22 protein-coding genes, 1 tRNA gene and 1 other annotated feature are annotated in these 24,327 nt (G+C 37.8%); of the genes, 17 read left to right on the top strand and 6 right to left on the bottom strand.

Annotated features, from left to right (window positions below; genetic code table 11):
- The first annotated feature begins 75 nt into the window (after positions 1 to 75).
- From fdhF to FN960_RS16785, 7 genes are all read left to right on the top strand, one after another.
- On the top strand, positions 76 to 3,033 hold the full coding sequence (gene fdhF, locus FN960_RS16815; RefSeq protein ID WP_438799897.1) for a formate dehydrogenase subunit alpha: 2,958 nt from the start codon (positions 76 to 78) through the stop codon (positions 3,031 to 3,033).
- Positions 3,026 to 3,706: a helical membrane plugin domain-containing protein gene (locus FN960_RS16810; protein WP_143850017.1), complete on the top strand. Its 681-nt coding sequence runs from the start codon at positions 3,026 to 3,028 to the stop codon at positions 3,704 to 3,706. Before fdhF ends, FN960_RS16810 begins: the two co-directional genes overlap by 8 nt.
- A gap of 43 nt (positions 3,707 to 3,749) precedes the next feature.
- The gene (locus FN960_RS16805; protein ID WP_143850016.1) at positions 3,750 to 5,000 is read left to right on the top strand and encodes an L-lactate MFS transporter; all 1,251 of its coding nucleotides are present in this window, start codon (positions 3,750 to 3,752) and stop codon (positions 4,998 to 5,000) included.
- Between the two features lie 36 nt (positions 5,001 to 5,036).
- A complete protein-coding gene (fdhD, locus tag FN960_RS16800) occupies positions 5,037 to 5,831 on the top strand; it encodes a formate dehydrogenase accessory sulfurtransferase FdhD (protein WP_143850015.1) in 795 nt (264 codons plus the stop codon).
- 458 nt (positions 5,832 to 6,289) lie between these two features.
- The gene (locus FN960_RS16795; RefSeq protein ID WP_260682044.1) at positions 6,290 to 6,559 is read left to right on the top strand and encodes a cupin domain-containing protein; all 270 of its coding nucleotides are present in this window, start codon (positions 6,290 to 6,292) and stop codon (positions 6,557 to 6,559) included.
- 130 nt (positions 6,560 to 6,689) lie between these two features.
- Positions 6,690 to 7,676 carry an LCP family glycopolymer transferase gene (locus FN960_RS16790; protein ID WP_143850014.1) on the top strand — a complete coding sequence of 329 codons (987 nt, stop codon included), beginning with the start codon at positions 6,690 to 6,692 and terminating at the stop codon, positions 7,674 to 7,676.
- Between the two features lie 236 nt (positions 7,677 to 7,912).
- A complete protein-coding gene (locus FN960_RS16785) occupies positions 7,913 to 9,058 on the top strand; it encodes a S8 family peptidase (protein ID WP_143850013.1) in 1,146 nt (381 codons plus the stop codon).
- Positions 9,059 to 9,335: 277 nt separating this feature from the next.
- Here the strand turns inward: FN960_RS16785 and FN960_RS16780 are convergent, their stop codons facing one another.
- Positions 9,336 to 9,530, bottom strand: a complete 195-nt coding sequence (locus FN960_RS16780) for a hypothetical protein (RefSeq protein ID WP_143850012.1) — start codon at positions 9,528 to 9,530, stop codon at positions 9,336 to 9,338.
- Positions 9,531 to 9,756: 226 nt separating this feature from the next.
- Positions 9,757 to 9,829, bottom strand: a tRNA-Val gene (locus FN960_RS16775).
- A gap of 310 nt (positions 9,830 to 10,139) precedes the next feature.
- Between FN960_RS16775 and FN960_RS16770 the strand changes: the two genes are divergently transcribed.
- Positions 10,140 to 10,436: a hypothetical protein gene (locus FN960_RS16770; protein WP_306461623.1), complete on the top strand. Its 297-nt coding sequence runs from the start codon at positions 10,140 to 10,142 to the stop codon at positions 10,434 to 10,436.
- A gap of 16 nt (positions 10,437 to 10,452) precedes the next feature.
- Here the strand turns inward: FN960_RS16770 and FN960_RS16765 are convergent, their stop codons facing one another.
- Complete coding sequence (locus tag FN960_RS16765; RefSeq protein ID WP_260682043.1) at positions 10,453 to 11,304, bottom strand: aminoglycoside 6-adenylyltransferase; 852 nt, start codon at positions 11,302 to 11,304, stop codon at positions 10,453 to 10,455.
- 89 nt (positions 11,305 to 11,393) lie between these two features.
- Positions 11,394 to 12,461, bottom strand: coding sequence for an acyltransferase family protein (locus FN960_RS16760; protein ID WP_143850011.1), 1,068 nt, complete (start codon positions 12,459 to 12,461; stop codon positions 11,394 to 11,396).
- 200 nt (positions 12,462 to 12,661) lie between these two features.
- On the opposite strand from FN960_RS16760, the gene FN960_RS16755 reads away from it, so the two are divergent.
- A complete protein-coding gene (locus tag FN960_RS16755; protein ID WP_143850010.1) occupies positions 12,662 to 12,856 on the top strand; it encodes a helix-turn-helix transcriptional regulator in 195 nt (64 codons plus the stop codon).
- 11 nt (positions 12,857 to 12,867) lie between these two features.
- On the top strand, positions 12,868 to 13,251 hold the full coding sequence (locus FN960_RS16750) for a hypothetical protein (protein ID WP_143850009.1): 384 nt from the start codon (positions 12,868 to 12,870) through the stop codon (positions 13,249 to 13,251).
- A 150-nt stretch (positions 13,252 to 13,401) separates the two neighbouring features.
- Here the strand turns inward: FN960_RS16750 and argS are convergent, their stop codons facing one another.
- The gene (argS, locus tag FN960_RS16745; RefSeq protein WP_143850008.1) at positions 13,402 to 15,078 is read right to left on the bottom strand and encodes an arginine--tRNA ligase; all 1,677 of its coding nucleotides are present in this window, start codon (positions 15,076 to 15,078) and stop codon (positions 13,402 to 13,404) included.
- 39 nt (positions 15,079 to 15,117) lie between these two features.
- Positions 15,118 to 15,336, bottom strand: a binding site (T-box leader).
- A 169-nt stretch (positions 15,337 to 15,505) separates the two neighbouring features.
- Here argS and FN960_RS16740 point away from each other — a divergent pair.
- The 7 genes from FN960_RS16740 to FN960_RS16705 all read left to right on the top strand — a co-directional run bounded on the left by FN960_RS16740 (position 15,506) and on the right by FN960_RS16705 (position 23,072).
- The gene (locus FN960_RS16740) at positions 15,506 to 15,985 is read left to right on the top strand and encodes a DinB family protein (protein ID WP_143850007.1); all 480 of its coding nucleotides are present in this window, start codon (positions 15,506 to 15,508) and stop codon (positions 15,983 to 15,985) included.
- A 10-nt stretch (positions 15,986 to 15,995) separates the two neighbouring features.
- Positions 15,996 to 16,859: a protein kinase domain-containing protein gene (locus FN960_RS16735; protein WP_143850006.1), complete on the top strand. Its 864-nt coding sequence runs from the start codon at positions 15,996 to 15,998 to the stop codon at positions 16,857 to 16,859.
- Positions 16,860 to 16,933: 74 nt separating this feature from the next.
- On the top strand, positions 16,934 to 17,767 hold the full coding sequence (locus tag FN960_RS16730; protein ID WP_143850005.1) for a sugar phosphate isomerase/epimerase family protein: 834 nt from the start codon (positions 16,934 to 16,936) through the stop codon (positions 17,765 to 17,767).
- On the top strand, positions 17,764 to 18,177 hold the full coding sequence (locus FN960_RS16725; RefSeq protein ID WP_143850004.1) for a YhfM domain-containing protein: 414 nt from the start codon (positions 17,764 to 17,766) through the stop codon (positions 18,175 to 18,177). Before FN960_RS16730 ends, FN960_RS16725 begins: the two co-directional genes overlap by 4 nt.
- 586 nt (positions 18,178 to 18,763) lie before the next feature.
- Entirely contained in the window at positions 18,764 to 20,437 is a 1,674-nt protein-coding gene (locus FN960_RS16715) for a cation diffusion facilitator family transporter (RefSeq protein WP_143850003.1), read from the top strand.
- Between the two features lie 161 nt (positions 20,438 to 20,598).
- Entirely contained in the window at positions 20,599 to 21,927 is a 1,329-nt protein-coding gene (locus FN960_RS16710) for a hypothetical protein (protein ID WP_143850002.1), read from the top strand.
- Positions 21,927 to 23,072, top strand: a complete 1,146-nt coding sequence (locus tag FN960_RS16705; protein WP_143850001.1) for an AAA family ATPase — start codon at positions 21,927 to 21,929, stop codon at positions 23,070 to 23,072. Before FN960_RS16710 ends, FN960_RS16705 begins: the two co-directional genes overlap by 1 nt.
- A gap of 352 nt (positions 23,073 to 23,424) precedes the next feature.
- On the opposite strand, the gene FN960_RS16700 is transcribed toward FN960_RS16705, so the two are convergent.
- Complete coding sequence (locus tag FN960_RS16700; RefSeq protein WP_143850000.1) at positions 23,425 to 23,925, bottom strand: MepB family protein; 501 nt, start codon at positions 23,923 to 23,925, stop codon at positions 23,425 to 23,427.
- Between the last annotated feature and the right edge of the window lie 402 nt (positions 23,926 to 24,327).

The following is a 24,327-nucleotide window of genomic DNA, read 5'->3' as shown; positions in this document are numbered from 1 at the left end:
ACATATTGTGACAGGGTAGCCTAGGTAAATAGGTATGTTTATTGAAAATGTACTATTAGAAAGGGGAACGAGTTGGTGCCAAATAAAATGAACATTCGCATTAATGAAAAAGATGTTCAGGTAGAACAAGGATTATCAGCGCTTGAAGTCCTAAAGCAGCATGAAGTTGAAATTCCCACTGTCTGTTACCACCCAAGTCTAGGGGCCATTGAAACCTGTGATACCTGTATTATTCAAGTGAATGGTGAATTCGTTAGGTCCTGTTCTACAGAGCTTTCTGAGGGCGATGATCTTATAACGGAGGATAAACTAGTAAAAGAAGCCCAAACCATTGCCATGGACCGAATCCTCGTTAATCACGAGCTTTATTGCACAGTTTGTGATTACAATAACGGTGGCTGTGAAATACATAACACGGTTAAGGATATGCAAATAAATCATCAAAGCGTTCCGTTTGCCCATAAACCATATGAAATTGATCGTTCAAACCCATTTTATCGCTATGATCCTGATCAGTGTATTCTATGTGGTCGGTGTGTCGAAGCCTGCCAGGATGTCCAAGTTACCGAAACTCTTTCTATTGATTGGGAAAGAGAAAAACCACGAGTTATTTGGGACAAGGATACGCCTATTAATGAATCGTCTTGTGTATCCTGTGGTCATTGTTCAACGGTGTGCCCATGTAATGCGTTGATCGAGACGAGCATGGAGGGTGAAGCTGGATTTTTGACAGCGATCGCAAAAAACACGATGAGACCAATGATTGAAACAACAAAAAACGTAGAGACTGGCTACGGTTCTATCCTAGCGATTTCAGACATGGAAGCAGCTATGAGAGATGAACATATTGAAAAGACAAAAACGGTATGTACCTACTGTGGTGTTGGGTGCAGTTTTGATGTGTGGACAAAGGATCGTAAAATCTTGAAAGTAGAACCACAAGCTGAAGCGCCTGCCAACGGAATTTCAACCTGTGTGAAGGGGAAATTCGGATGGGACTTTGTGAATAGTGAAGAGCGTCTGACAAAACCCCTTATACGTGAAGGTGATGAGTTTAGAGAGGCAGAGTGGGAGGAAGCTCTTGCATTAATCACAAGTAAATTTAAAGAAACAAAGGAAGCACACGGGCCTGACTCGATGGCTTTTATTAGTTCCTCTAAGTGTACGAATGAAGAATCGTATTTGATGCAGAAGCTGGCCAGAGGAGTGATCGGAACGAACAATATTGATAACTGTTCGAGGTATTGCCAGTCACCTGCAACTATGGGTCTATTTAGAACAGTTGGCCATGGCGGTGATTCTGGCTCTATTACAGATATTGAGAAGTCGGAATTAGTTATTGGCATTGGAACAAATACATCAGAATCCCACCCAGTGCTTGCAACTCGTATAAAAAGCTCACAGAAATTAAAGGGACAGACCCTTTTTGTAGCAGATTTACGTAAGCACGAGATGGCTGAGCGTGCAGATCTATTTATACAGCCGAAATCTGGAACGGACTTAGTTTGGTTATCAGCGATTACAAAATATATTCTAGATCAAGGCTGGCAGGATCAAGAATTTCTTAATAGTCGTGTGAACAACTTAGGCGATTATATTAAAAGCCTTGAGCCTTATACACTTGAGTACGCCGAAGAAGTAACCGGTGTCCCTAAGGATACACTTATTTTTATGGCGGATCGCATTGCAGAAGCAAACACCGTTTGTATCTTATGGGCAATGGGTGTAACTCAGCATCTTGGTGGTAGTGATACAAGTACAGCTATATCCAATTTGCTTCTGATTACAGGGAACTATGGCAAGCCAGGAGCGGGGAGTTATCCTCTGCGTGGTCATAACAATGTACAAGGAGCTAGTGATTTTGGTAGTATGCCTGACCGTTTTCCTGGATATGAAAAAGTTACTGATAAGGATGTCCACGCAAAGTATGAAAAGGGCTGGGGCGTATCGATTCCAAAAGAGCCTGGTCTAAACAACCATGAAATGATTGAAGCCGTTCATGAGGGAAATCTGAAATTGATGTATCTAAAAGGAGAAGATATGGGCTTAGTTGATTCGAACCTAAACTATGTGCACTCTGCCTTTGAAAAGCTCGACTTCTTTGTTGTACAGGATGTTTTCTTATCAAAAACGGCTCAATTTGCAGATGTTGTCTTACCAGCGAGTCCAAGCTTGGAAAAAGACGGTACCTTCACAAATACAGAAAGACGTTTCCAGCGTCTTTATAAAGCACTTGATCCACTTGGAGATTCAAAGCCAGATTGGCAAATTATTCAGGAGGTCGCAAATTCTTTAGGGGCTGAATGGTCCTATGAACATCCTAGTGACATTATGGATGAAGCTGCCTCACTAGCTGACATTTTTGCAGGCGTTAGCTATGACCGTCTAGAAGGCTATAATAGTTTGCAATGGCCGGTAGCAGCTGATGGTTCAGATCAACCAGTGTTATTTTTAGATGAATTTCCATTTCCAGATGGTAGAGCAAGATTATTCCCGGTTGACTGGACAAAACCACTTGAGTTTGGAGAGGAATACGATCTTCATGTGAATAACGGTCGTCTGCTAGAACACTTCCATGAGGGGAATTTAACCTATCGATCGAAGGGGATTACATCCAAAACACCTAAAGTCTTTCTCGAGGTTTCCATTGAACTCGCAGAAGAACGCGGGCTAGAGGATGGTACGCTTGTCCGCTTAACCTCCCCATATGGAAACGTGAAAGTAGAATGTCTTGTAACAGACCGAGTGAAGGGGAAAGAGGTCTATCTTCCTTTAAACGATCAAGGTGAAGGGGCTATCAACTATCTGACCAGCAGTCACGCTGATAAAGATACAGACACCCCAGCGTATAAAGAAATTAGCGCAAAGATGGAGATTTTACGTGAGAAGGGAGAATCACCACTTCCGCGAATTAACCACCGTCATGGGAATCCCCAGCCACAAATTGGTGTGGCCGTGGAGAAGAAATGGCAGCGCAAAGATTATACTTTCCCAGGGGATCTCGTGAAAAAGGAGTCGAATCAGCATGGCTAAAGCGACGACAACCATTAGACGGAAGACCTACAGTGAAGAAGAACTTAAAGAAAAAGAGCTCCAAGAAATTCAACAGCTTCTAGTTAATCATAAAGACGCTATTCATGAAACATTTGAGATTATTCAGCATATGCAGGACCGGAGAATCCTGCCTATGCTGACAGCTCTTTTTAGTGAAGGCGATAAAGTGCTGAATGTCTTAGTTAAAACGGTAGACAACCCTGAAACAGCTCGAGCGTTAAAAAATATGCTGCTTATGGGTGGAGTACTTGGAACATTAAATGTCGATCAGCTTGAACCCATTGTTCTAAAGATTAATCAAGGAATCGCCAGAATGGCAGAATTTGAGAAAATTGAAAATCAGTCCAGTTATGTCTCACTAGTCAAGGCAGTTAAAGACCCGGAGTTCCGTGTCGCATTAAATCTTACAGTTGCTTTCCTTAAAGGGCTTGGAGAAGACCAAGATGCCAAAGAGCGCACGACTCAGCAGCCTGAAGATCGAGCCCACTACACAGCCGATCAAAAAGTAACCACAGCGTACAATGCAGAAAAAGAAGCATCTCAAAGACCTATGCAACAAAGATCAGATAATCATGCAGGGTGGAAATGGTTGGCTGCTGCTGGTGGTATTTCACTTTTAACAGTAGCGCTTACAATGGGATCAAAAAAATAACGGTGTGTTTTACAGTTAGCAGTGTTGAGAAGGGAGCAGGGAAATGGGGAAAACAAAAAATCGCTGGCTGATAGCGTTAGCAGCTGTAGGCATTCATATTTCGATTGGGTCTGTTTATTCATGGAGTGTTTTTACAAATCCTTTAAGTGATGAGCATGGCTGGGGGCTTAGTGAGGTACAGCTTACCTTCAGTATTGCAATCCTATTTCTTGGACTCTCGGCCGCGTTTATGGGTCACTTTGTTGAGAAGTACGGGCCAAGGAAAGCAGGACTAGTAGCCACCGTTTGTTTTGGTATCGGAATACTAGGTTCAGGTTTTGCTAATCAAATTGGTTCATTATACTTATTATACTTCTTCTACGGTGTAATGGGTGGGATTGGTCTTGGAATTGGGTATATCACCCCAGTTTCATCATTAGTAAAGTGGTTCCCTGATCGCCGTGGTTTAGCAACCGGACTTGCTATTATGGGATTTGGATTTGCCTCGTTAATAGCTAGTCCAGTATTTGAATGGCTTATAAATGGAGTCGGAATATCGGGGACGTTTTTTATCACCGGTGGAGTATATTTTGTACTTATGTTAGCCTCATCCCTTTACTTAGAGCCACCTCCGGAGGGCTGGCACCCAAAAGGAAAGGAAGGAAAAGAAAAAGAAGAGAAGAAAAATTCAAAAAAACAAGTCAATATGGATCTCTCTCAGCTAACCGCCAATGAATCTGTGAAAACGGTTCGATTCTGGGCGCTGTGGATCATGCTTTTTATTAATGTATCGTGTGGTATCGCCATTATCTCTGTAGCCTCACCGATGGCTCAGGATATTTCAGGAATGACAGCTGCAGCGGCTGCTACTATGGTTGGAATCATGGGCCTATTTAATGGATTTGGACGAATTGGATGGGCATCCATTTCAGATTATATTGGTAGACCCAATGTCTATACCGCGTTTTTTGTAATCCAACTAGTAGCTTTTGCATTGATACCAGTTGCATCAAATGAAATATTATTCCAAATTCTGATTTTTGTTATATTGTCTTGTTATGGAGGTGGATTTGCCGCCATTCCAGCATATATTGGGGACATGTTTGGAACAAAGCAATTGGGTGCGATCCATGGGTATATTCTAACGGCTTGGGCAGCTGCCGGTCTTGCCGGACCATTAATTGTTGCTTATCTTCGGGAGACCACTGAAAGCTACTCATTAACCATGTATATTTTTGCTGGAGCTTTTGCCGTAGCATTAGCGGTTTCACTCCTCATTCGTATCAACATTAAGAAGATAAGAGAGCAATCGTAACTCCATTAGCTTTATTTAGAGGAGCTTGAATGTAGTATGGAAAATAAAGCTGTCACTAAACGATCAATTCGTACGTATAAAGAAAGTGGTTTTCAAGAGGTTGAAGATATCGTTGCTACAGAATACCCTCTGACCTTAAAGGTGAATGGAGAAGAGCTGGTAACGATGGTCTGTTCTCCAGACCACTTAGAAGATTTGGCCATTGGCTATCTTGCCTCGGAAGGTTTACTGAAAAAGTATTCAGATGTAAAGAGAATAAGGTTAGATGAAAAGAAGGGATTTATACACCTTGAACTAACCCATCTCAACGCATTATATGATCAGCTTCAGAACAAACGTTATCTTAGTTCATGCTGTGGAGGCAGTCGTCAAGGGTTTGTGTTTGCGCACGATGCCTTGACGGCAAAATCCATGAAAACAAGAAGGTCTGTTCAAATAAGCCCGGAAGTTTGTTTGAAATCTATGCAGAGTCTGCAAGAATCTGCTGAGACATTCAAGGAAACGGGGGGAGTTCATAACGCTGCATTATGTAATGACCAAGGAATTATATTAAGCAGGATGGATATAGGACGTCATAATGCTTTAGACAAGATCTATGGATATTGTCTGCGAAACCAAATATCCTTGGATGGCACGTTTGTGGTGTTTAGTGGTAGAATTTCCTCTGAAATATTGTTAAAAACAGCAAAAATCGGCTGTGAGCTAGTCCTCTCAAAATCAGCTCCAACAGAGCGCGCTTTGGAATTAGCAGAGGAACTAGGTATTACAACAGTAGGGTTTATACGAGGAAATTCGTTTAACGTGTACACGTACCCTGAACGAATTAAATAAGGATTATTATAAGCACAGAGTAAATTTTCTCTGTGCTTTTTGATTGAGCTCTGTAGCTTTTCTTACATACTTCATATCTGTACAGCTGATACTTTGATATGATTACTTTGATGAATATGAGGAGTGTCTACCTGTGGAGTTATTTAAATTGAGTGCTGAGAACGGTATGTTTATATAACAATATGGTTCAAGCGCAATGATGACGAGATCACTGAAAAACGGTCTTTCCAAGATTGTGAACGCTCTTCAATTATTTAAGTCAGAACATTAGCGAAAGGAGAACCCGTAGACTCCTGCGGAACAGAACGAGTCTGAAGACATTGAAGTGGTGGTTTTCCACTTCTAGGGCTGAGGCCGTTCCCGCGGAAAGCGGAGGGTTCTCCTGTAGCGGCTCCATTTCGGCTCATTCTTACATGACTTTTTCAGTGAACTCAATTATGACAAAGATATGTCGAACCATGACCGAAACAAGGATTGGGTATATATCATTAGAAGAGAATGGATTATTGGGAGGCCATGAAGCAATAGTCCCGCAGCTTTTAGTTGTGATGTCTGGAGAAGGAACTGTTTCAAATGATTCGGAATCTTTAATTATTACAGAGGGTGATGCTGTGTTTTGGGATAGAGGTGAACAGCATGAGACTTCTTCTGTTAAAGGGATGACTGCGATTATTATTGAGTCTGATTCTTTACAGCCTTACGATTTGATAAAAAAAGAATTGTTGTAGATTTATGTAGATTTGTGATATTATCTTTACGTTTAAGACGTTCTGATGTATGATTTGTCAATATGATTAAACTACTACCTAAAAAATGACGATTACTATGTATAAGGTAAATAAAAAGTGAGGTTTACGTATGGCTGTTAGTTCACGAAAGCAAAGGCGTGGAAAACGTAATACAAAACGTGTTCTGAAGATTCTGCTTGTCTTAACAACATTGGTTCTTTTTACAGTGGTTGCTGGTGTGGGATATCTTTATTTAAAAGCTAAGAGTGCAGAAGAAGAAGTATATTCAGGGTTGGATCGTGGTGAGAAATCAGAGCTTCGGACTGAAGCGGTTGATGTTGGAAAGCATAATTTCTCCGTATTATTGCTTGGAGATGACGCACGACCTGGAGAGGATCACGCAAGAACAGATGCGATTTTGGTTGCAACCTTTAATCGATCTGAGAGATCAATTATTTTAACAAGCATTCCTCGTGATTCGTATGTTGAAATAGTAGGAAATGGAACGGAAGATAAGATTAACCACGCGAATGCAATAGGTGGTATTGATATGACCGTTGACACTATAGAAAACCTACTCGAGATTCCGATTGATTATTATGCAACCGTTAAGTTCGAAGGTTTTAAAGATATTGTAGATGCGTTAGATGGTGTTGATGTTGATGTGAAATACACGTTTGATTTCACAGAAGGTGGGAAAACACTAAACTTTACTGAAGGTCCAAGTCACTTAGACGGAGAGCATGCATTGGCTTATGCCAGAGAACGTAAAAGTGCTAATAGCGGTGGAGATTTTGGCCGTGGACAACGTCAAGCACAAGTGATGGCAGCAATAATTGATAAAGCAGCTTCATTCTCAAGTATTGATAACTTCGGCAGAGTATTTGATAGCTTAGGAAATACTTTAAGAACAGATTTAACGTTTGGAAACATTGTGGCTCTTCATGGTTATGCGGGATCAGTTAGTGACATTGAACAGATTCAGCTCGAAGGAGTACCATTCAGAGGCACTAACGGTATTAGCTATGTGCGTGTTGATGACACATCATTAGCAAATATTAAAAACAAACTGCAAACACACTTAGGACTGCAGCAGTCTTCATCTGTTCCACAATAATCATAATGAAACAGTGAGTCTTTTAAGGCTTGCTGTTTTTTGTCATAAAAAGTAGGTCTATACGATGATTTATTTGTAAATTTCAAAAATAAATTCAGCATAGCACACCTTTTGTGTAGAAGGTTTAGACTAGTAATTTAGTAAATGCTGTCGATTTCCCAATAATCAAACGAATCAATTCATGCTAATCTTGTAACTATCCAGTCAGAGCTGGATCAATACAAGGAGGCGACCTAATGAATAGAAAAGTAGGAAAGTTAGTTGCAGGATTGGTTTGTGTAACCGCCCTATTAACAGTAACAACCGAGGCATCTGCAGCAGAAGAAAAAGTAAAATATCTAATCGGTTTTGAAAAAGAAGCTGAGCTTGAAGCCTTTGCAAACGAGGTTGAACAGGTAGGCGTTTTCACTACAGATGAAACTCAGCGTGATGATGAGACGATTGATGTTGATATTATTTATGATTATGATTATATTCCAGTCTTATCAGTAGAGATTGATCCTGAGGATGTAGAAGCACTTAGTCAAGAAGAAGGCATTGCCTATATTGAGGAAGACTTTGAAGTATCTATTCAACAGACTGTTCCTTGGGGCATTCAAAGAGTACAAGCTCCTGCAGTTATTAATCGTGGCATTAATGGTAGCGGGGTGCGAGTAGCGGTGCTTGATTCAGGCATTTCCTCCCATAGTGATTTAAGCATTTCTGGTGGTGTAAGCTTTGTTCCTGGTGAACCAACCATAGCCGATGGAAATGGGCACGGGACACACGTAGCTGGAACGATTGCTGCACTTAATAACAGCATTGGTGTTGTAGGTGTTGCACCTAATGCTCAAATTTATGGAGTAAAGGTACTAGGAGCCAATGGTCGCGGAAGTGTAAGCGGTATTGCTCAAGGTTTAGAGTGGGCTGCTACAAATAATATGGATATTGCAAACTTAAGCCTAGGAAGTGACGCGCCAAGCTCAACTCTTGAACAAGCTGTTAACTTTGCCACTAGCCGAGGTGTACTTGTTGTGGCAGCTTCAGGAAATAATGGATCTGGAAACGTGGGCTACCCTGCACGTTATGCAAATGCAATGGCCGTTGGAGCAACAGATCAAAACAATAGGCGCGCTAACTTTTCACAATATGGAGCAGGACTTGATATTGTAGCTCCTGGAGTAGGGGTGCAAAGTACATATCCTGGTAACCGCTATGTAAGTATGAATGGAACATCAATGGCATCTCCACACGTTGCTGGTGCTGCTGCTCTAGTGAAACAAAGATATCCATCATGGAGTAACACTCAGATTCGTAATCATTTGAAAAATACTGCTACGAATCTTGGAAACACAAATCAGTTTGGTAGTGGCCTTGTGAATGCAGATGCAGCTACACGATAAAAGAACGAATAATTAAAAAGAAAATATAACAAAACTTGTCGACAAGGACTCATAGCATGAGTGTTGTCGGCAAGTTTTTTTGTGCAATTATGATAAAAAGTTTGATGCATCGACAGGAGCAGGAAATACATCGGAAAGAAGGAGGATACAATGGAAGGAGCAGGAAATACATCGGAAAGAAGGCCCATACCTCGCGTGAAACACAAAATACCTCAGAAAAAGATCCAAAGGATCACAAATACTGTCATGACAAGACAAATAAAAAACAACCAGCTAATTAACTGGTTGTTGCATCATTCTCTGGTTCTTCTACGAGTTGAACGGTCCATGTGTGGTTAGCTAAACTATTCCTGTTTAACTTACTAGCCATTAATTCGGCATCTAGAAGTGTTTCAAAGACTTTTATAGTAGGACTATTAGAATCTCTTAGCGCTTCTTCGTTTCCATTAATCGAGCGAATAATATGGTACATAATATCGCCTACCTAGTCTAAGATAACGTATTTTTGTTACTTAGTAAAATTGTCTCACAGAATGAATGATAATCATAGCTATTCTCGCAAGATGCATCTTAAGCAGTGGGAATCAGGTGAGCCAAAAGGCATGCGTTATAAAAAATAGATACCTCTATCTCAGTATCTCAATTCATTATAGGAGAAAGAAAAAACCAAACCCTTATCACTAAAGGTTTGGCAGGTATGACCCGTATTGGGATCGAACCAATGACCTCCACCCTGTCAAGGTGGCGCTCTCCCAGCTGAGCTAACGGATCCTCTTATGTAGCTATGAAGACAATCATAATTATATATCTTTTTTTAAAAGTGGTCAAGAATTGATTATAAAGCGTTAGGTATCTCCCCGAATGAGAAAATGACTTGGATTTTCCCAAAGTAGTAATTTGGATGCTATAATATGTAGTTTCTTTTATAATGAGTGAGACTATATATATATCAGGCAGGTGAAAAAATGAAATCTTTTTACATAGCATCAGCTCGCAAAAATGCAGAACAAGTGAAAGGTGTCAGCAGCCAGTTAAAGCAATTAGGTTTTAACCAAACATTTGATTGGACCGTGATTGAAGTGTGACGTCGCTTGCGGAGCTGGGGGTACTCGGACAAAAAGAAAAAACAGCAGTAATGGAAGCCGATTTTGTCATCGTTCTTTTACCCGCAGGCAAAGGCAGTCATGTTGAATTAGGCATAGCACTCGTGCAAGGGAAAAAAGTTTATCTTTATTCTCCTACTGATGAAGTAAATAATTTAGAGACAACAAGTACCTTTTATCAGCTTGTAGAGGTGGAGATCATCATTGGTACAATTAAAGAGTTATTACGTAAAGTAATAGATGATCATAAACAGGTCCAAGCAATGGATGATTAACCCCATTGCTTGGAATCTACATGAAATCTTTGCTGATAGGTACTTTCTTTAATATTCTTTCGATCCATTCAGAATCAACATCAAGTTTTACCTTATCGCATAAAATTTGATGAAGCCTTATAAACTCTGGAATCATGCTATTCATTGCTTTTAGAATGTTATCAGGTTCTCTGTTGCTGTACCATTCTTCTAGAAGTTTTAACTGCCAATCATATAAATGACTTCTTTCGCCCTCAACTTTTGTCCAATCGCCAAATGAGTTTGGAGGATAGCCTAATTCCATATGCCACGCTGTGACCAGTGAAAGTCTCAAATCATCAAGACAACGAAGAGCATAATACAGTTCGTTTCTCATAATCCTGCGATATATTTCATGAAGATAAGCAAAAACCTTTGTTCTCCAAATTTCTACTTCTTGAAGTGATGGTATATAGGATAGCTCCGTAGATTTTTCCAATAGACGTTTTAGAAAGCTATCGTTATCATAAATAATTTTTATATTGTTTAACCAGACTGAAGGTTGCAGGTCCTCGCACCTATAATAAAAACTATCTACTTTCATGAACGTATCATAATGCACCACGCTGTATGTTGCCCAAGGGAAATCTTCGAAAAATAAGACGTTGCCCCAATTTTTCGCGCGCTGTTTTTTGTTTAATCTGTACTCCTCAAAGAATTCATCCTTCACGACAATCCTAAGATCAATATCTGAGTATAGGTCTGAATTTCTATTGCCGATGGAACCACCATAAAAAATGCCTAGAATGTTTTTGTCATTCTTTAAGTCCAATTCAATTGCATTCATTATGATTTTACGGTGCTTAGGTAGTTCCAGATCTCTTTTAGTAAAATGACCGTTTAATCCCACACATATTTACCAGCTCCTTACTTTTGATATAGTATAACAAAAAAACAAGGAAGAGGAGCAATGACTCCAGTTCCTTGTTCAATAGAAGTTTAACCGAGCTTTTGTTTTGAATGGTTGATGGTTGCAACTGGCTTCTGACTTGTATACAAGAGCTTTCTCTTTATCCATAATGCGCCTTGATAGATCGGTTTAAAAATGACCATTGGAACAGCGACACATAAAATGATTGTGATGACATAATAAATAGGTTGAGTGTAGAATTCCTGCCAACCGAGTACTCGAACAGTTTTTAAAATGAGTAATTCAACAAAGATGTGCAGTGTATAGATGGCAAGTGAGTAACTGGATAGACGTGTTATGATGGACCCTTTGCCCAAGTTGGGGTGCTGTATGCAGAATGCTCCGAGTGAAAAGGCAAACAGCGGCAACAGTAACCAAGCTAATCCAATTTGATAATAGAAGTTCAACACATAGCCAATTCCAAAGAGAATGACATAAAAAAGTGGAGCTCTAAATCTGATGTTGTTTTTGATGGAGCTTAAACTATAGCCGAGAGAAACAAATAGTAACCCAAAGGCTAAGCTCTTATATTCAAAGAAATTAAAGGTAGTAAGCAACCCTGCACTTTGTGCTAAATATATGGCAAGAGATAGACCAAAAATTGTTGCCGTGTTGCATTTAAATCTTAAAAGGAGATAAATAAACAAAGCTGAGTAGATAAGAATAACAAGAAAATATAACTGAAAGGATCCAATAGAGCCGTTTAATAAGCCAAGGCTACTCCATTTATTTATCTGAGACAAAAAAGCTGTTCGCATGGATTCATTGTTAATCGAAGCAACCCCAACCTCAATAAGTAACCGAGCACCCATATAAAATAAGGTGAAAATAATATAATAGCTAAATATCTTTTTGACATAAGACAGAAGATAGCTTGCTCCTAAGTCTGCAGTTTTTTGATAAATGATAAAGCCAGCTGTCATAAAGAAGAAGGGACTCCCTATATCTAACACATATCGATAAATATAATAATTTCCCCATGTAGCCATGTCATTGCTTGGAATTTGTGAAGTGATGTGTACGATGACAACAGCAATGGCACAGAGAAGCCGGAATGTATCAATTGCATGATAGTAGGTTTTGGGTTGTACCGTCATAGCGATCACCCTCTAGATGTTAAATTTTTTACATATATATAAAATGATGAGGGTGAATGATATTAAAATCAACATGGTTTGTGTGAAGACTTTGTAAAGGCAAGAGTTGGCATGATTTTGAAATGATGTCCACCATAAAGCAAAGCACCCTTTACGTAAAGGGTGCTTTACTTTATAATGAGCCACAGGAGGATTTACATGTGAAAAATTCAATTAAAGAACTTCGCAAGCAGCACCATATGTCACAAGAGACGTTGGCACAAAAGCTTGATGTTTCGAGGCAAACCATCATCTCTATTGAAAAAGGGAGATATCATCCCTCCTTACCGCTTGCCATTCAAATAGCAAGATGCTTTAACACCTACGTCGAGGATGTATTTCATTACGAAGAATAGGAGTGATACCTATGGAAATGAAAGCTGAGAGAATCTTTTTTAGTTTTGCCTCGCTTTTTAATTTACTATTCGCAGCATTTTTAATTACGATTACGATCCTTACCAATAATCAGCTTAACGGATATGAATTTATTTTAATTTCTACTAGTATTATGTGTGCCTCACTAGCTTATCTATACCCTCAATTTAAAAAGAAGGATGAGCGAGTTATACTCATTAAGCAAAAAGCAACGTATGTAAGTTACTTTTTCTTTATTGGATATGCTATGATTTTTATGATCTTGTTATCTACCAACGTGCTTACCCTTTCAGCATATCAGCTCCTTAGTATTTTTACAGCGCTAATGATTAGCACGGTTTTTCTTTCGTTTGTTTTTTTCTCAAGACGTTACTAATAGAATCCTCTAATTCGAATGACCCCTTAAGATCGTTTCTGAATAAGGAATGTAAGCATAAACTAGTGTAGGAAATACACGGAGACTCCAATGAGAGGCTCCCCATCCGCTCACAGAAAGCGCAGTGTGTTAGCCTCTCTCTCCTATCCCTTACATTCTCTCTGGAGCGGCGATGCCAAGTAATCGTAAACTTTCTTTTAGTACAAGAGAGACAGCATGTGAAAAGGCAAGTCTCGTTTGTAACCCTTCGTCTTCTCCAAGGATTTTTGAGTGTGCATAGTATTTATTAAAGGCACGGGCAAGCTGCAGACTGTATTTTGCGACCATGGACGGGTCTGCTTGTTCATAGGATTTTTGAACGATAGCGGGAAACTGATCAAGTAATTTAACAGCTGGCCACGCAGTAGCTCCTAATGGATAGGGAGTCGATGGTTCTTCATGATAATCACCTTTTTCAAGAATGCTTGATATACGTGCGTGGGTGTATTGTACATAAGGTCCGGTGTTGCCTTCAAAGCTGAGCATCTGCTCTAATGAAAAATCAAGATCATGGGTCCGCAGATTTTTCAGGTCATTAAAAATGACAGCTCCAACACCAATTTGTGTAGCGACAGATCTTTTGTCAATTTGGTTATCATACTTCTCGCCCATATTACGCTCAGCTGTTTTGATGGCTTCAGCTAAGACATCGGCTAAGAGCACGACTTTTCCTTGGCGCGTAGACATCTTAGATCCATCAACAAGCATCATACCAAAACCGATATGCTCAAGTGATTCAGCCCATTCATGACCCATTTTTTTGAGAACATGGAAAACCTGCTGGAAATGCAGTGTTTGTTCATGGCCGACAACATAAAAGGTTTTAACAGGTTTAAAGGTTTGCTGGCGGTAGAGAGCCGCAGTAAGATCCCGAGTCGCATATAAGGTGGCGCCATCTTTTTTTGTAATAAGACATGGGGGCAAGTTCTCAAGCTCAACAACATAGGCTCCATCTGAAACTGTTAGTAAGTTCTTCTGCTCCAACTCCTGAACCACAGGCTGCATTTTGTCATTATAAAAGGCTTCTCCCATATTTGAGTCAAATTGAATACCAAGCAAATCATAGTAGGTTTCAAACTCCTTTAATGACTCTTCACGAAACCATGACCATAGTGCTTTTGCCTCCTGATTACCCTCTTCTAACGCCTTAAAAGCAGCACGCGCATCATCATTAAGAGAGTCGTCTGACTTTGCTTGCTCATGAAAACGCACATACAGCTCCAGAAGCTCTTTTATGGGCTCCTTTTTAATTAGCGCCTCGTCTCCCCACATCCGGTAAGCGGTGATAAGCTTTCCAAATTGAGTACCCCAATCCCCTATATAATTTATACGAATAACCTCATAGCCATTTTTTTCAGAAAGGTATGCTAATGATTGACCAATGACAGTGGAGCGTAAATGCCCCATTGAAAAAGGCTTGGCGATATTAGGCGAGGAATAATCAATGACTATTTTTTCATCTTTAATAGGCTGTGATCCGTAGCTGTCTTGCTCTGCTAGAACACTTGTTAAAATTTGCTCAGTTGCTTTGTCTTGGTTAACAAAGAAATTGACATAACCACCGGCGACTTCAGCCTTAAGAATCAAGTCACTGGTAACCTCAACTTTGAGCTCATCGGCAATGATGGCTGGAGATTTTCTAAAATGCTTAGCAAGTGTAAAGCATGGAAAGGCCACATCACCATGCTGCTCTTGTTTAGGTGTTTCGAGTAACTGTAGAACCTCGTGCTCGGATAATAGTCCTTTAAGTGCAGATGATATTACTGCGGCAATCTGTGTATGGATCATGGTTTTCTCCTTTCAATATAAAAAAGCCCCCGCCTCTATAAAAGAGACGAGAGCCTAAGTTCCCGTGGTACCACTCTAGTTGCCACAATTGTGACCACTTTCTATTGTTAACGAGGTGACTCCCCGCATATCCCTACTAAGTTCGTTCAGGAACGTTCTCCAAAGTGCGCTTCATTCAACTACATTATATTAGGCTCACACCATCCCTAACTCGCTTGATAATGTTGATTGAACTACTCTCTTTTTCAACGAATGCTGATGTGAAATTTTTCTTATCTTACTTGTATTCCTTTTATCTGTCAATGGTGCATTTCAATTTTTAAACAAAAATGTTTGGATAATATTGTTTGACATCTAACGAAAGAAAAGAAAGAATGAATGTAAGCATTTGGTTATAAGTCAGTAGCTTTAGTAAGGAGGGTAGCTCGTGATTGGATTGATTGAATACAACTGGCAAGTCAGAGATGAATGGTTAGATTGGTGCGAGATGCTCTCAACAGAACAGCTTTATGCTGAACAAACAGGGGGAGCAGGCAGCATATTATACACGCTGTTTCATATCGTTGAAGTAGAAAACAGCTGGTTACGAGCAGTCCAGAATAAGCAGGATGTGCCATATATTTTTGAAGATTATTCTAGCTTAGATGAAGTTAAAGCGCTGTCAAATACATTGCGAAAAGAACATGCATTATTTTTGAGAACCGACCTGGATGCCGTATTAAATCAATACGTACAGGTTTCGTGGGACAATCAAATCTATCAAGCTAAGGATATTTTGCACCATCTTATCATTCATGAAGTCCATCATATTGGTCAGCTCTCCATATGGGCAAGACAAATGAACAAGCAACCTATTGAATCTCATTACGTAGGTAGGCAGTTAAAGAGGGTTGAAGAGTATATCTAACGGAGGTCATATGAAGCCATTAAATCAATATATTGGAGATGTATCCTTTCAACTCCGAGAAAAGCATAACTTTGATTGGATAAAGGAATACGGAACGGTATTTAAGGTGTTTGATCAGCAGGATTCAGGTAATCTTTGTTTTGGAATCATCCAAAACGGTCAGAAGAGATTTCTGAAATATGCCGGGGCAAAAACAATTCATTATGAAGGCGAACCTGAACAAGCAGTGCAGCGTTTAAAGCAGGCTGCCTCGATTTACAAAAGACTTCAACACGAGTCTCTTATTACGTTTAAGGCTGATGTTGAATTAGGAGAAGGCTATGCACTTATTTTTGAGTGGGTGGAGGGAGAATGCTTGCATTCTCATTGGACGTTCCCACCTCCGGAAAAATACACTCATCCTGATTCTCCGTATTACCGTTTTAAACAGCTACCAATAACTCAACGTTTAGGTGCGATGAGGAACATTTTAAGCTTTCATCAATATGTGGAAGAGCAACATGTTGTGGCCATCGATTTTTATGATGGTAGTATTTTGTATGATTTTAAGACGGATCAACTATTTATTTGTGATATTGATTTCTATCATTCAAAACCATATATCAATGAGATGGGCAGGATGTGGGGATCAAATCGGTTTATGTCGCCAGAGGAGTTCGAGCTGGGTGCGTCGATTGATGAACGGACGAATGTCTATAACATGGGTGCTATTGCCTTTAGTCTTTTAGGCGGAGAGCTAGATCGCTCCTATGAAAAATGGGAAGCTGGAGAAGCCTTGTATAAGGTCATGATAAAGGCGGTAGAAAATGACCCGAGGCTGCGCTTTGCCAGCGTCACAGAGTTATTAGAAGCATGGGACCAATCAATAAGTTAAGCGCTTTCGCAGGAATGTCGAAGCAACAACTAGAAGTAATAGAGATAATGATCAGACAAAAATAAGGAGAGTGCATGATGCCATTCCTATCGTTAAACACATTTAGCTTACAAAACCAGTTGGGGCCAGTTCAATGGACATCCTGGGATGAGCAAGCCAAGACTCAAATTGTTACAGTAGAGGAGCAGCCTGAGAATTATTCGTTGCTTGAACTACCGTTTATTCTAAAAGATCGAGGATTTGATGCATTAGAAGTTTGTCATTTTCATATTCCGTCTACAAATAAGCAATATCTAGAGCAGCTAAGGTCTGCATTTCAAGACGCTGATTTGCGTTTCTACTCTTTACTAGTGGATTATGGAGATATCAGCAATGAGGATGCGACGCGTAGAGAAAAAGACATCGAGTGGGTAAAGCAGTGGATTGATTCAGCATCCATCGCCGGGGCTGAGCATATTCGTATCATTGCAGGAGAAGCAGATCCAAGTGATAAAGAGGCATTAGATCGAGCGCTTGATAACCTTAAACAGTTGGCTGACTATGCAGCAGAGAAGGGAGTCAAAGTGCTAACAGAAAACTTCCGACCACTTGCTTCAACTATGCAAAACTGTCTCTCTCTTATTGATCAAAGTGAAGGGAAGTTTGGCTTAACAACTGACTTTGGTAATTACGAGGGCCCTAACAAGTACGAAAGCCTGCGCGCAGCGATTCCGCTTAGCAGTTCCATCCACGCAAAAGCGAGAACAAGCAGTGACGGCTCTCAGGACTTAGAAGAGTTTCAAACCTGCATGGATATCATGGCAGAAAGCCAATACGACGGGGCTATTACACTAGTGTATAACGGAGCTATGGATGATTGGCAAGGGATAGATGAGATTAAGAGGCTGAGTCTGAGGTATGTGGAGTGAAGAAACGTCATTGGATGATGCTAGTTGTAGTTGTATTCTCAGCTACATGGCTAGTAGGCTGCCAGACTCATGCAAAAGAGAGTCAGAATGATCTCATAAGAGAAGATGTCGAAATAACCAGCATCACGTTTAATGAGAATGGTCAAAATGGTACCGTACACATTGATGAAAGCGACTTTGAAGATGTAACAACAATTATTTCAAGTGCCAAACAAGAAAGCGGAATAGTGAATATGACAGAACCTGAGCTGCACTTGAAGGTTCACTATACTGATGATGAAAACCAGTTGTATTTTCTCTGGATCGCGGAGGAAGAAGAAGACAGTGTCTTAATGAGCAGTGAGGATACGCATGTTATTTATACGATTTCAGGGAGTTTGAATGAGGAGTTAAAGGAGTTGCTTGAATAGAGGGGTGACCTCCACCATGGTAAGGTGGGGGTCAGCGGTTCGAATCCGCTTGGAAGCTTCGTAAGTACTGATATATAAGGGTTTTGAGATTTCGAAATTAATGTAATTCTCTTATTTCTGTCAGAATTCTAACCTTTATCTTGATAAAGTGTGAAAACCAAAAGACTTCAAGTAAACCAAGAAACGTTAAATGGTTTGCTTGAAGTCTTTTAATATTTAATAAGAATTATTTTTAAGTCTTATTAAGAATTCAAGGTCTTTCAGATACATGTCTTCATATAAATTTAAAATCCTCACCCAATTCAGCTTTCCTAATTATTGGTATTTATACACCTTCTAAATCCTTATATTCTTTTAAATGATTTTTTAGATGAATTAAAAAATCTTACTTGCCTTTCTAATCTGATCTATTGATATGGAAAAGAAAAACCTATTCAATAGTAATGATTTATTAACTTTAAATTCCATAAACGAACGTCATATTACACTTTTTTCACTTGGGTTTTACATTTATTATAAGTATAATGTTAATTAAGAACTATAAGTCTCGATAACTGCGTCCAATGGAGAAATATGAGGTGGAAAAATGTCTAAAGAAAATGCCAATTTAAAAATTTTTGAAATCAAAGGTGCTGATTCGTTTGACTTTAATGAATTAGAAAATAAATTACAAAGTGAGCTAGAGTTTCAACTGTCAGACTTAGATGTTTTAAAAGATGAAAAAAAAAATATCGGTAATGATGAGAATTTGGGTAATATCATCAAAGATGTTGTTTGGGAGCAGTTTTTAAACCAGGTTGCTGCTAAGGCAGGCGAAGACTTTATTAAAGAAAATAAAGGCCTTACATTAGATTTAAGAAAAGAAGCCCATATTCAGACCACTGAAAATTTTGATAAAGGTATAATTGCAACACATAATTCTAAAATTGATTATCAACAACGGCATGATGACTATCAGGCAAGATTTCAAAAAGATGAAATGGGTAAAATCAAAACAAAATATGATAGCAGAAGTGGTAAAGAACAAAAAGTTTTAAATAAAGGAGCAAGAGGTGATTTCGATAGAGGTAGAGATAAAGGCTCTGCGAGTGTTCATAAAGATCACACAATTTCTACAGCAGAAATTAATAGAGATGCCGAAGCAAATGCACATTTGGGTAGAGCTGAACAAGTAGCTTTTGCTAATAGTGAAAAAAACCTTAACGACTTAGATTCTTCGGCGAATCAATCTAAGGGCGATAGTAACATGTATGATTGGTTAAAAAGTGAACGTGATGGTAAAAAACCCGTTGATAGATTTAATATTAATGAAAAAAAATTGAAAGGGAAATACCAAATTGCGCGAGAAGAATACGAGAATATAAAGCAAGAAGGTATCCACAAATCCAAGGAGGCGGGTAAACAATCCCGTAAAGAAGAATCGTTCAAAATGACAGGGAAGGCACTTCGTACAGCAGTGATGCTGATTTTTGCGGAATTCATCAAAGAAATAATTGGCAAACTGATTAAGTGGTTGAAATCAGCTCAGAAAAATTTAAATACACTAATTGAACATATCAAAGAAGCGATAAATTCTTTTATAGTTAAATTAAAAACACATTTAATAAATGCCAGTAATTCAGTTTTAACTACTATCTTTGTTGCTTTAGTTGGGCCAATTGTTCGTACACTTAAAAAAGTGTGGATTTTATTGAAGCAAGGATGGAAATCTGTAAAAGAGGCAGTAGAATATTTAAAAAATCCCGAAAACGAGGATAAGCCTTTAAATATTCGTTTATTAGAGGTGGGTAAGATTGTGATGGCAGGATTAAGTGCAGTTAGCGCCATTGTACTAGGGGAAGCAATTGAGAAAAGTTTAATGGTAATTCCTTTTCTAGCAGTTGAAATTCCATTATTGGGTAGTTTGGCTAATTTAATAGGATTATTTGCAGGTGGGTTAACAGCGGGAATAATTGGAGCAATTGTAATAAACCTTATTGATAAGGCTGTCCAAAAAGAACAAAAAAATAATAATGTAAGTAAGCAAATTAAAAAATCGAATGAAATATTGAGTACTCAATCTCAATTAATAGAATTAAATAGTAAACAATTTGCTATTTCCAAAGAAAAAGTGACTAATTCAATAGCTGAAAGAAATAAAAAGGCTAAGGATGAAATAAATAAATCGTTAAACTCAATTTTTAATGAGGATGTATCTAATTCGAAAAATGAGAATTCATTTGATGAGATGGAGCGAATTTTAAAAGGTCTCTTGGATTAAAATTCAGGGGTTTTGAAACGGCTTATAATATTTATATTATAAGTCTTTGAGAAGAATTATATATTTCATAAAAAACAAAATTGATTAATAAACGGTTGAATCATCTAAAAGATACTGAATTTACAAAATAATTATTAAGTAATGTAAAGTAGAGGGTTAATATGAACAAGCTTGTTATAGAAAAGCATAATTTTGAGAAAGCTAAAAATCAATTAAAAGAATTTTCATTGACTAAACCAGAAGAATTGGCTTTAAAAAAAGTTGAAGTTGATGGAGGTCTTTTTAATTGGTTTGATCATAAGGTAACGGGACAAGAGTTAAATGACTTAACAAAACGAATACAAGGATATTTGGTCAAATTCAATACACTAAACAAAAAGTTTATTAAAGAATTTGGTGAAGTATATAATGCGTTGGAGGCACTAGACAAAGAATACATACAAGGAATACTTTTATCCATTAAATCAGCTGAGCAAGCTAGTAGGGAAGCTAAAAATGCGCAGAAAGACATACATAATACAATAGAGATACAAAAACAAACAATAGGAGCCCTCAAAAATTTTAAAGAAAAGCTAGATAAATATGAATACCTTGAAAATGTTGATGAGGTTTGGAAAGACACCCAAAGGTTCGGTAAAAATCTGGAATCTATTAATGCGGAAATAGATAATATAAAACTAACTTTTGAAGGACAATTTAATTCAATATTACAATTAGATACGTTTAAAGAAGAACTAAGCAAATTCAAATATCTGAGCAATATCGATGTATTATGGGAAGAAGTACAGGTTTTTAATATGGATATAAATTCAATTAAAGGAAAAATTAATGAGATTAAAAAGAACTTTAATGAACAGGGGAATGAAGTAGAAGCTTTAAATCAGTTTGTGGGGACGATAAGTCAGTACAAACATCTTAATGACATCGATCAAGTATGGGAAGATTCACAAACCTTCTTTAAAAATATTGATTCAATTAATGAACAAATTGATGGGATTAAAAAGAAAATTAAAGAACAAGAAAATGAAGTAGAAGCTTTAAATCAGTTTGTGGGGACGATAAGTCAGTACAAACACCTTAATGACATCGACCAAGTATGGGAAGATTCACAAACCTCCTTTAAAAATATTGATTCAATTAATAAACAAATTGTTGGGATAAAAAAGAAATCAAAAGAACAAGAAAGTGAAGTAGAAGCTTTAAATCAGTTTGTAGGGACGATAAGTCAGTACAAACACCTTAATGACATCGACCAAGTATGGGAAGATGGTAAAAAAAATAAATCAGATACTGAATTATTAAAAATAAACGCGGATGAACTTGAGCAACAGCTGTTTGAAATTAAGCAACAATGGGATGAAGATAAGGTTAAATATGAAAGCCAAATAATTACTGCGTTTAAGAAAACAAAAATTGCTTATGCTCTAGCTGGGGGTTCTATTGTTATTGCAATACTTCAATTTATATTGAATTTAGTGGGTATTCTATAATGAGAAATAAATATGAAAACGAATTTTTAGATTTGGCTTCGAAATTGGACGCATTAGTTGGTGGATATGGAGAAATAACGAAACATGCAATAGCAATTACGGATAGTCAAGATCATCAGGAAACGATTGCATTATTAAATAAAATATCTGATGTAGCTGATTTGAAAAACAATAGTCCGGAAGTTAAATTTATAGCAAAAACATTGAAAGATAGTTTAGTTAAATATTATGGGTATATTACAGTCCTAGATATCTGTACTAATGAAATAATTATGGAGGACAAACGTACTTTACCTGACCTCCTATTTGAACTAAATGAGTTAATAGGTTTAGATAATGTGAAAACAAAGGTAAATGACCTTATTGCTTATCAAAAGGTACAGCAAATGCGAAAAGATAAAAATTTAACCGCGACTAAAAGTACACTCCATCTAGCTTTTTTAGGAAAACCAGGTACTGGAAAAACTACTGTGGCTAGAATTGTAGGAAGAATTTATAAACAACTAGGTTTGCTTTCCAAAGGACATTTTATTGAAGTTTCTAGAACAGACTTAATAGCTGGTTATCAAGGTCAGACTGCTTTGAAAGTAAAAAAAGTCATTGAGGATGCAAAAGGTGGAGTATTATTCATTGACGAGGCTTATAGTATAACTGAAAATGACCACAGTGATTCTTATGGTCGAGAGTGTTTGACTGAACTTACTAAAGCATTAGAAGATTGTAGGGAAGATCTGGTCGTAATTGTAGCGGGTTATACAGATCCTATGACGAAATTTTTTAATTCTAACCCAGGACTTAAATCTCGTTTTAATACATTTATTGAGTTTGAAGATTATACAGCTTATGAGTTAGAAAAGATGTTAATTTCGATGTGTAGTGGTTATGAGTATGTATTGAGTAAAGAGTCTAAAAAAGAAATGAGATTGATATTAAATAAATTAGTTAAAACAAAAGACGAAAGTTTTGCGAATGGACGACTCATTCGAAATATATACGATGAGTTAATTATGAATCATGCTAAAAGAGTTGTAAATATTGAAAATCCGAGTATAGAAGATTTATCAATAATAGCTATTGATGACTTTAAGGGATTACAATTATCTCAACCAGTAGATACATCATTTTTATTAGATGAGAATATTTAAGAGTATCTGCTGAACGTTCTAAGCTAAGTGCTAACCAACACCGTTTAGAGCATACAGCGTATATGCTTGAAATTACTTATATAAATGAAGTTCTATGTATCGATTCAGTACTTAAACTTCTAACAAAAATTCTAACGGAAGAATTACAAAAGAATGGAGAGCTTAAGGTACAATTTTAAAAAAGTAGAGTTAAAATCCTTAACTAATACGGTTCGTGGAATACGTACAATAAGTAAATATAGAATTCACCGAAATGGTAAGGTGGGGGTCACTTTAGTTTAGATGCATGGTGCTAATATTTTGTAAAATGAATGCCCACATAATGATTTAAAATGTTCTATGCTGGTTGCTCTTAAGAATATAAATCTATTAATTTGTGTTGTAGCCGTTCACTATTGTCAAACTTAATAAAATATTTTAGTTGCCATTTTTGTGTACTTATTGCTTGTTTGTTAGTTGGGTTGTCCCAGACAGGGTAAACTCTTATTGCCATTTTCCCTTTAACTGTTGCTGATTTATAGATATTTTTTTGTTGTAAAATTTTTTTTGGAAAAACAAACTGTCCAATTTTGTTATCCACAAACGTATTAATAACTAATAAATCGGGAGCATTTTCATAAGAGAAAGCTTGATTTTTATTATTAATATCTTTTTCCCAAAAGGATACGAATTGCCCTGACTTATTCGGTGTTATTTTTGCAACTCTAAATCTTACTGATTTATTATTTAATTGAAAAACGCCTGCACCATATTCAGAGTTTTGATCTTCCTCGTGAATATCAGATACTATCAAATGATTAGGCATGTACAAATTCTCATTTATATATTTAAAGACTTTGTAAAATTCGGCCATATTATCTCCTCCTATCAGAGATGCAAGTCGGTTGCTCCATAGATCATTAGATATTATTATTATAACCTCACTTTGGAAATACTGCTTGCTCAATCAAACCAAACTCCATATTAAGTTCTTTAATCATTATAGGCTCTCTATTAATTGGGAAGGCTTTAATGCCCTGGGTGTATTATAAATAATTGATAATACATGTTTATTCTCTGGAGACCTTGATATGGAACGTATTATTACTAAATATAATGACCTCCACCCTGTTAAGGCGGCACTCTAAAACGAATGTAAAGCACTCACAAAAATAAAAGGTGTGGGAGTCTCCGTTTTCTCCTTCCGCTCTGTCCCCCGGATCAGACAAATAACCAGCATTCTTACCTAAGGAAATGAGGGCTTTCATAATAAAGC

This window comes from Alkalicoccobacillus porphyridii, from assembly GCF_007293315.1.
In the GTDB taxonomy this organism is placed as follows: Bacteria; Bacillota; Bacilli; order Bacillales; family Bacillaceae_D; genus Alkalicoccobacillus; species Alkalicoccobacillus porphyridii.
The sequence above is the reverse complement of the archived record's forward strand: the minus strand, read 5'-3'. Positions and strand labels throughout refer to the sequence as shown.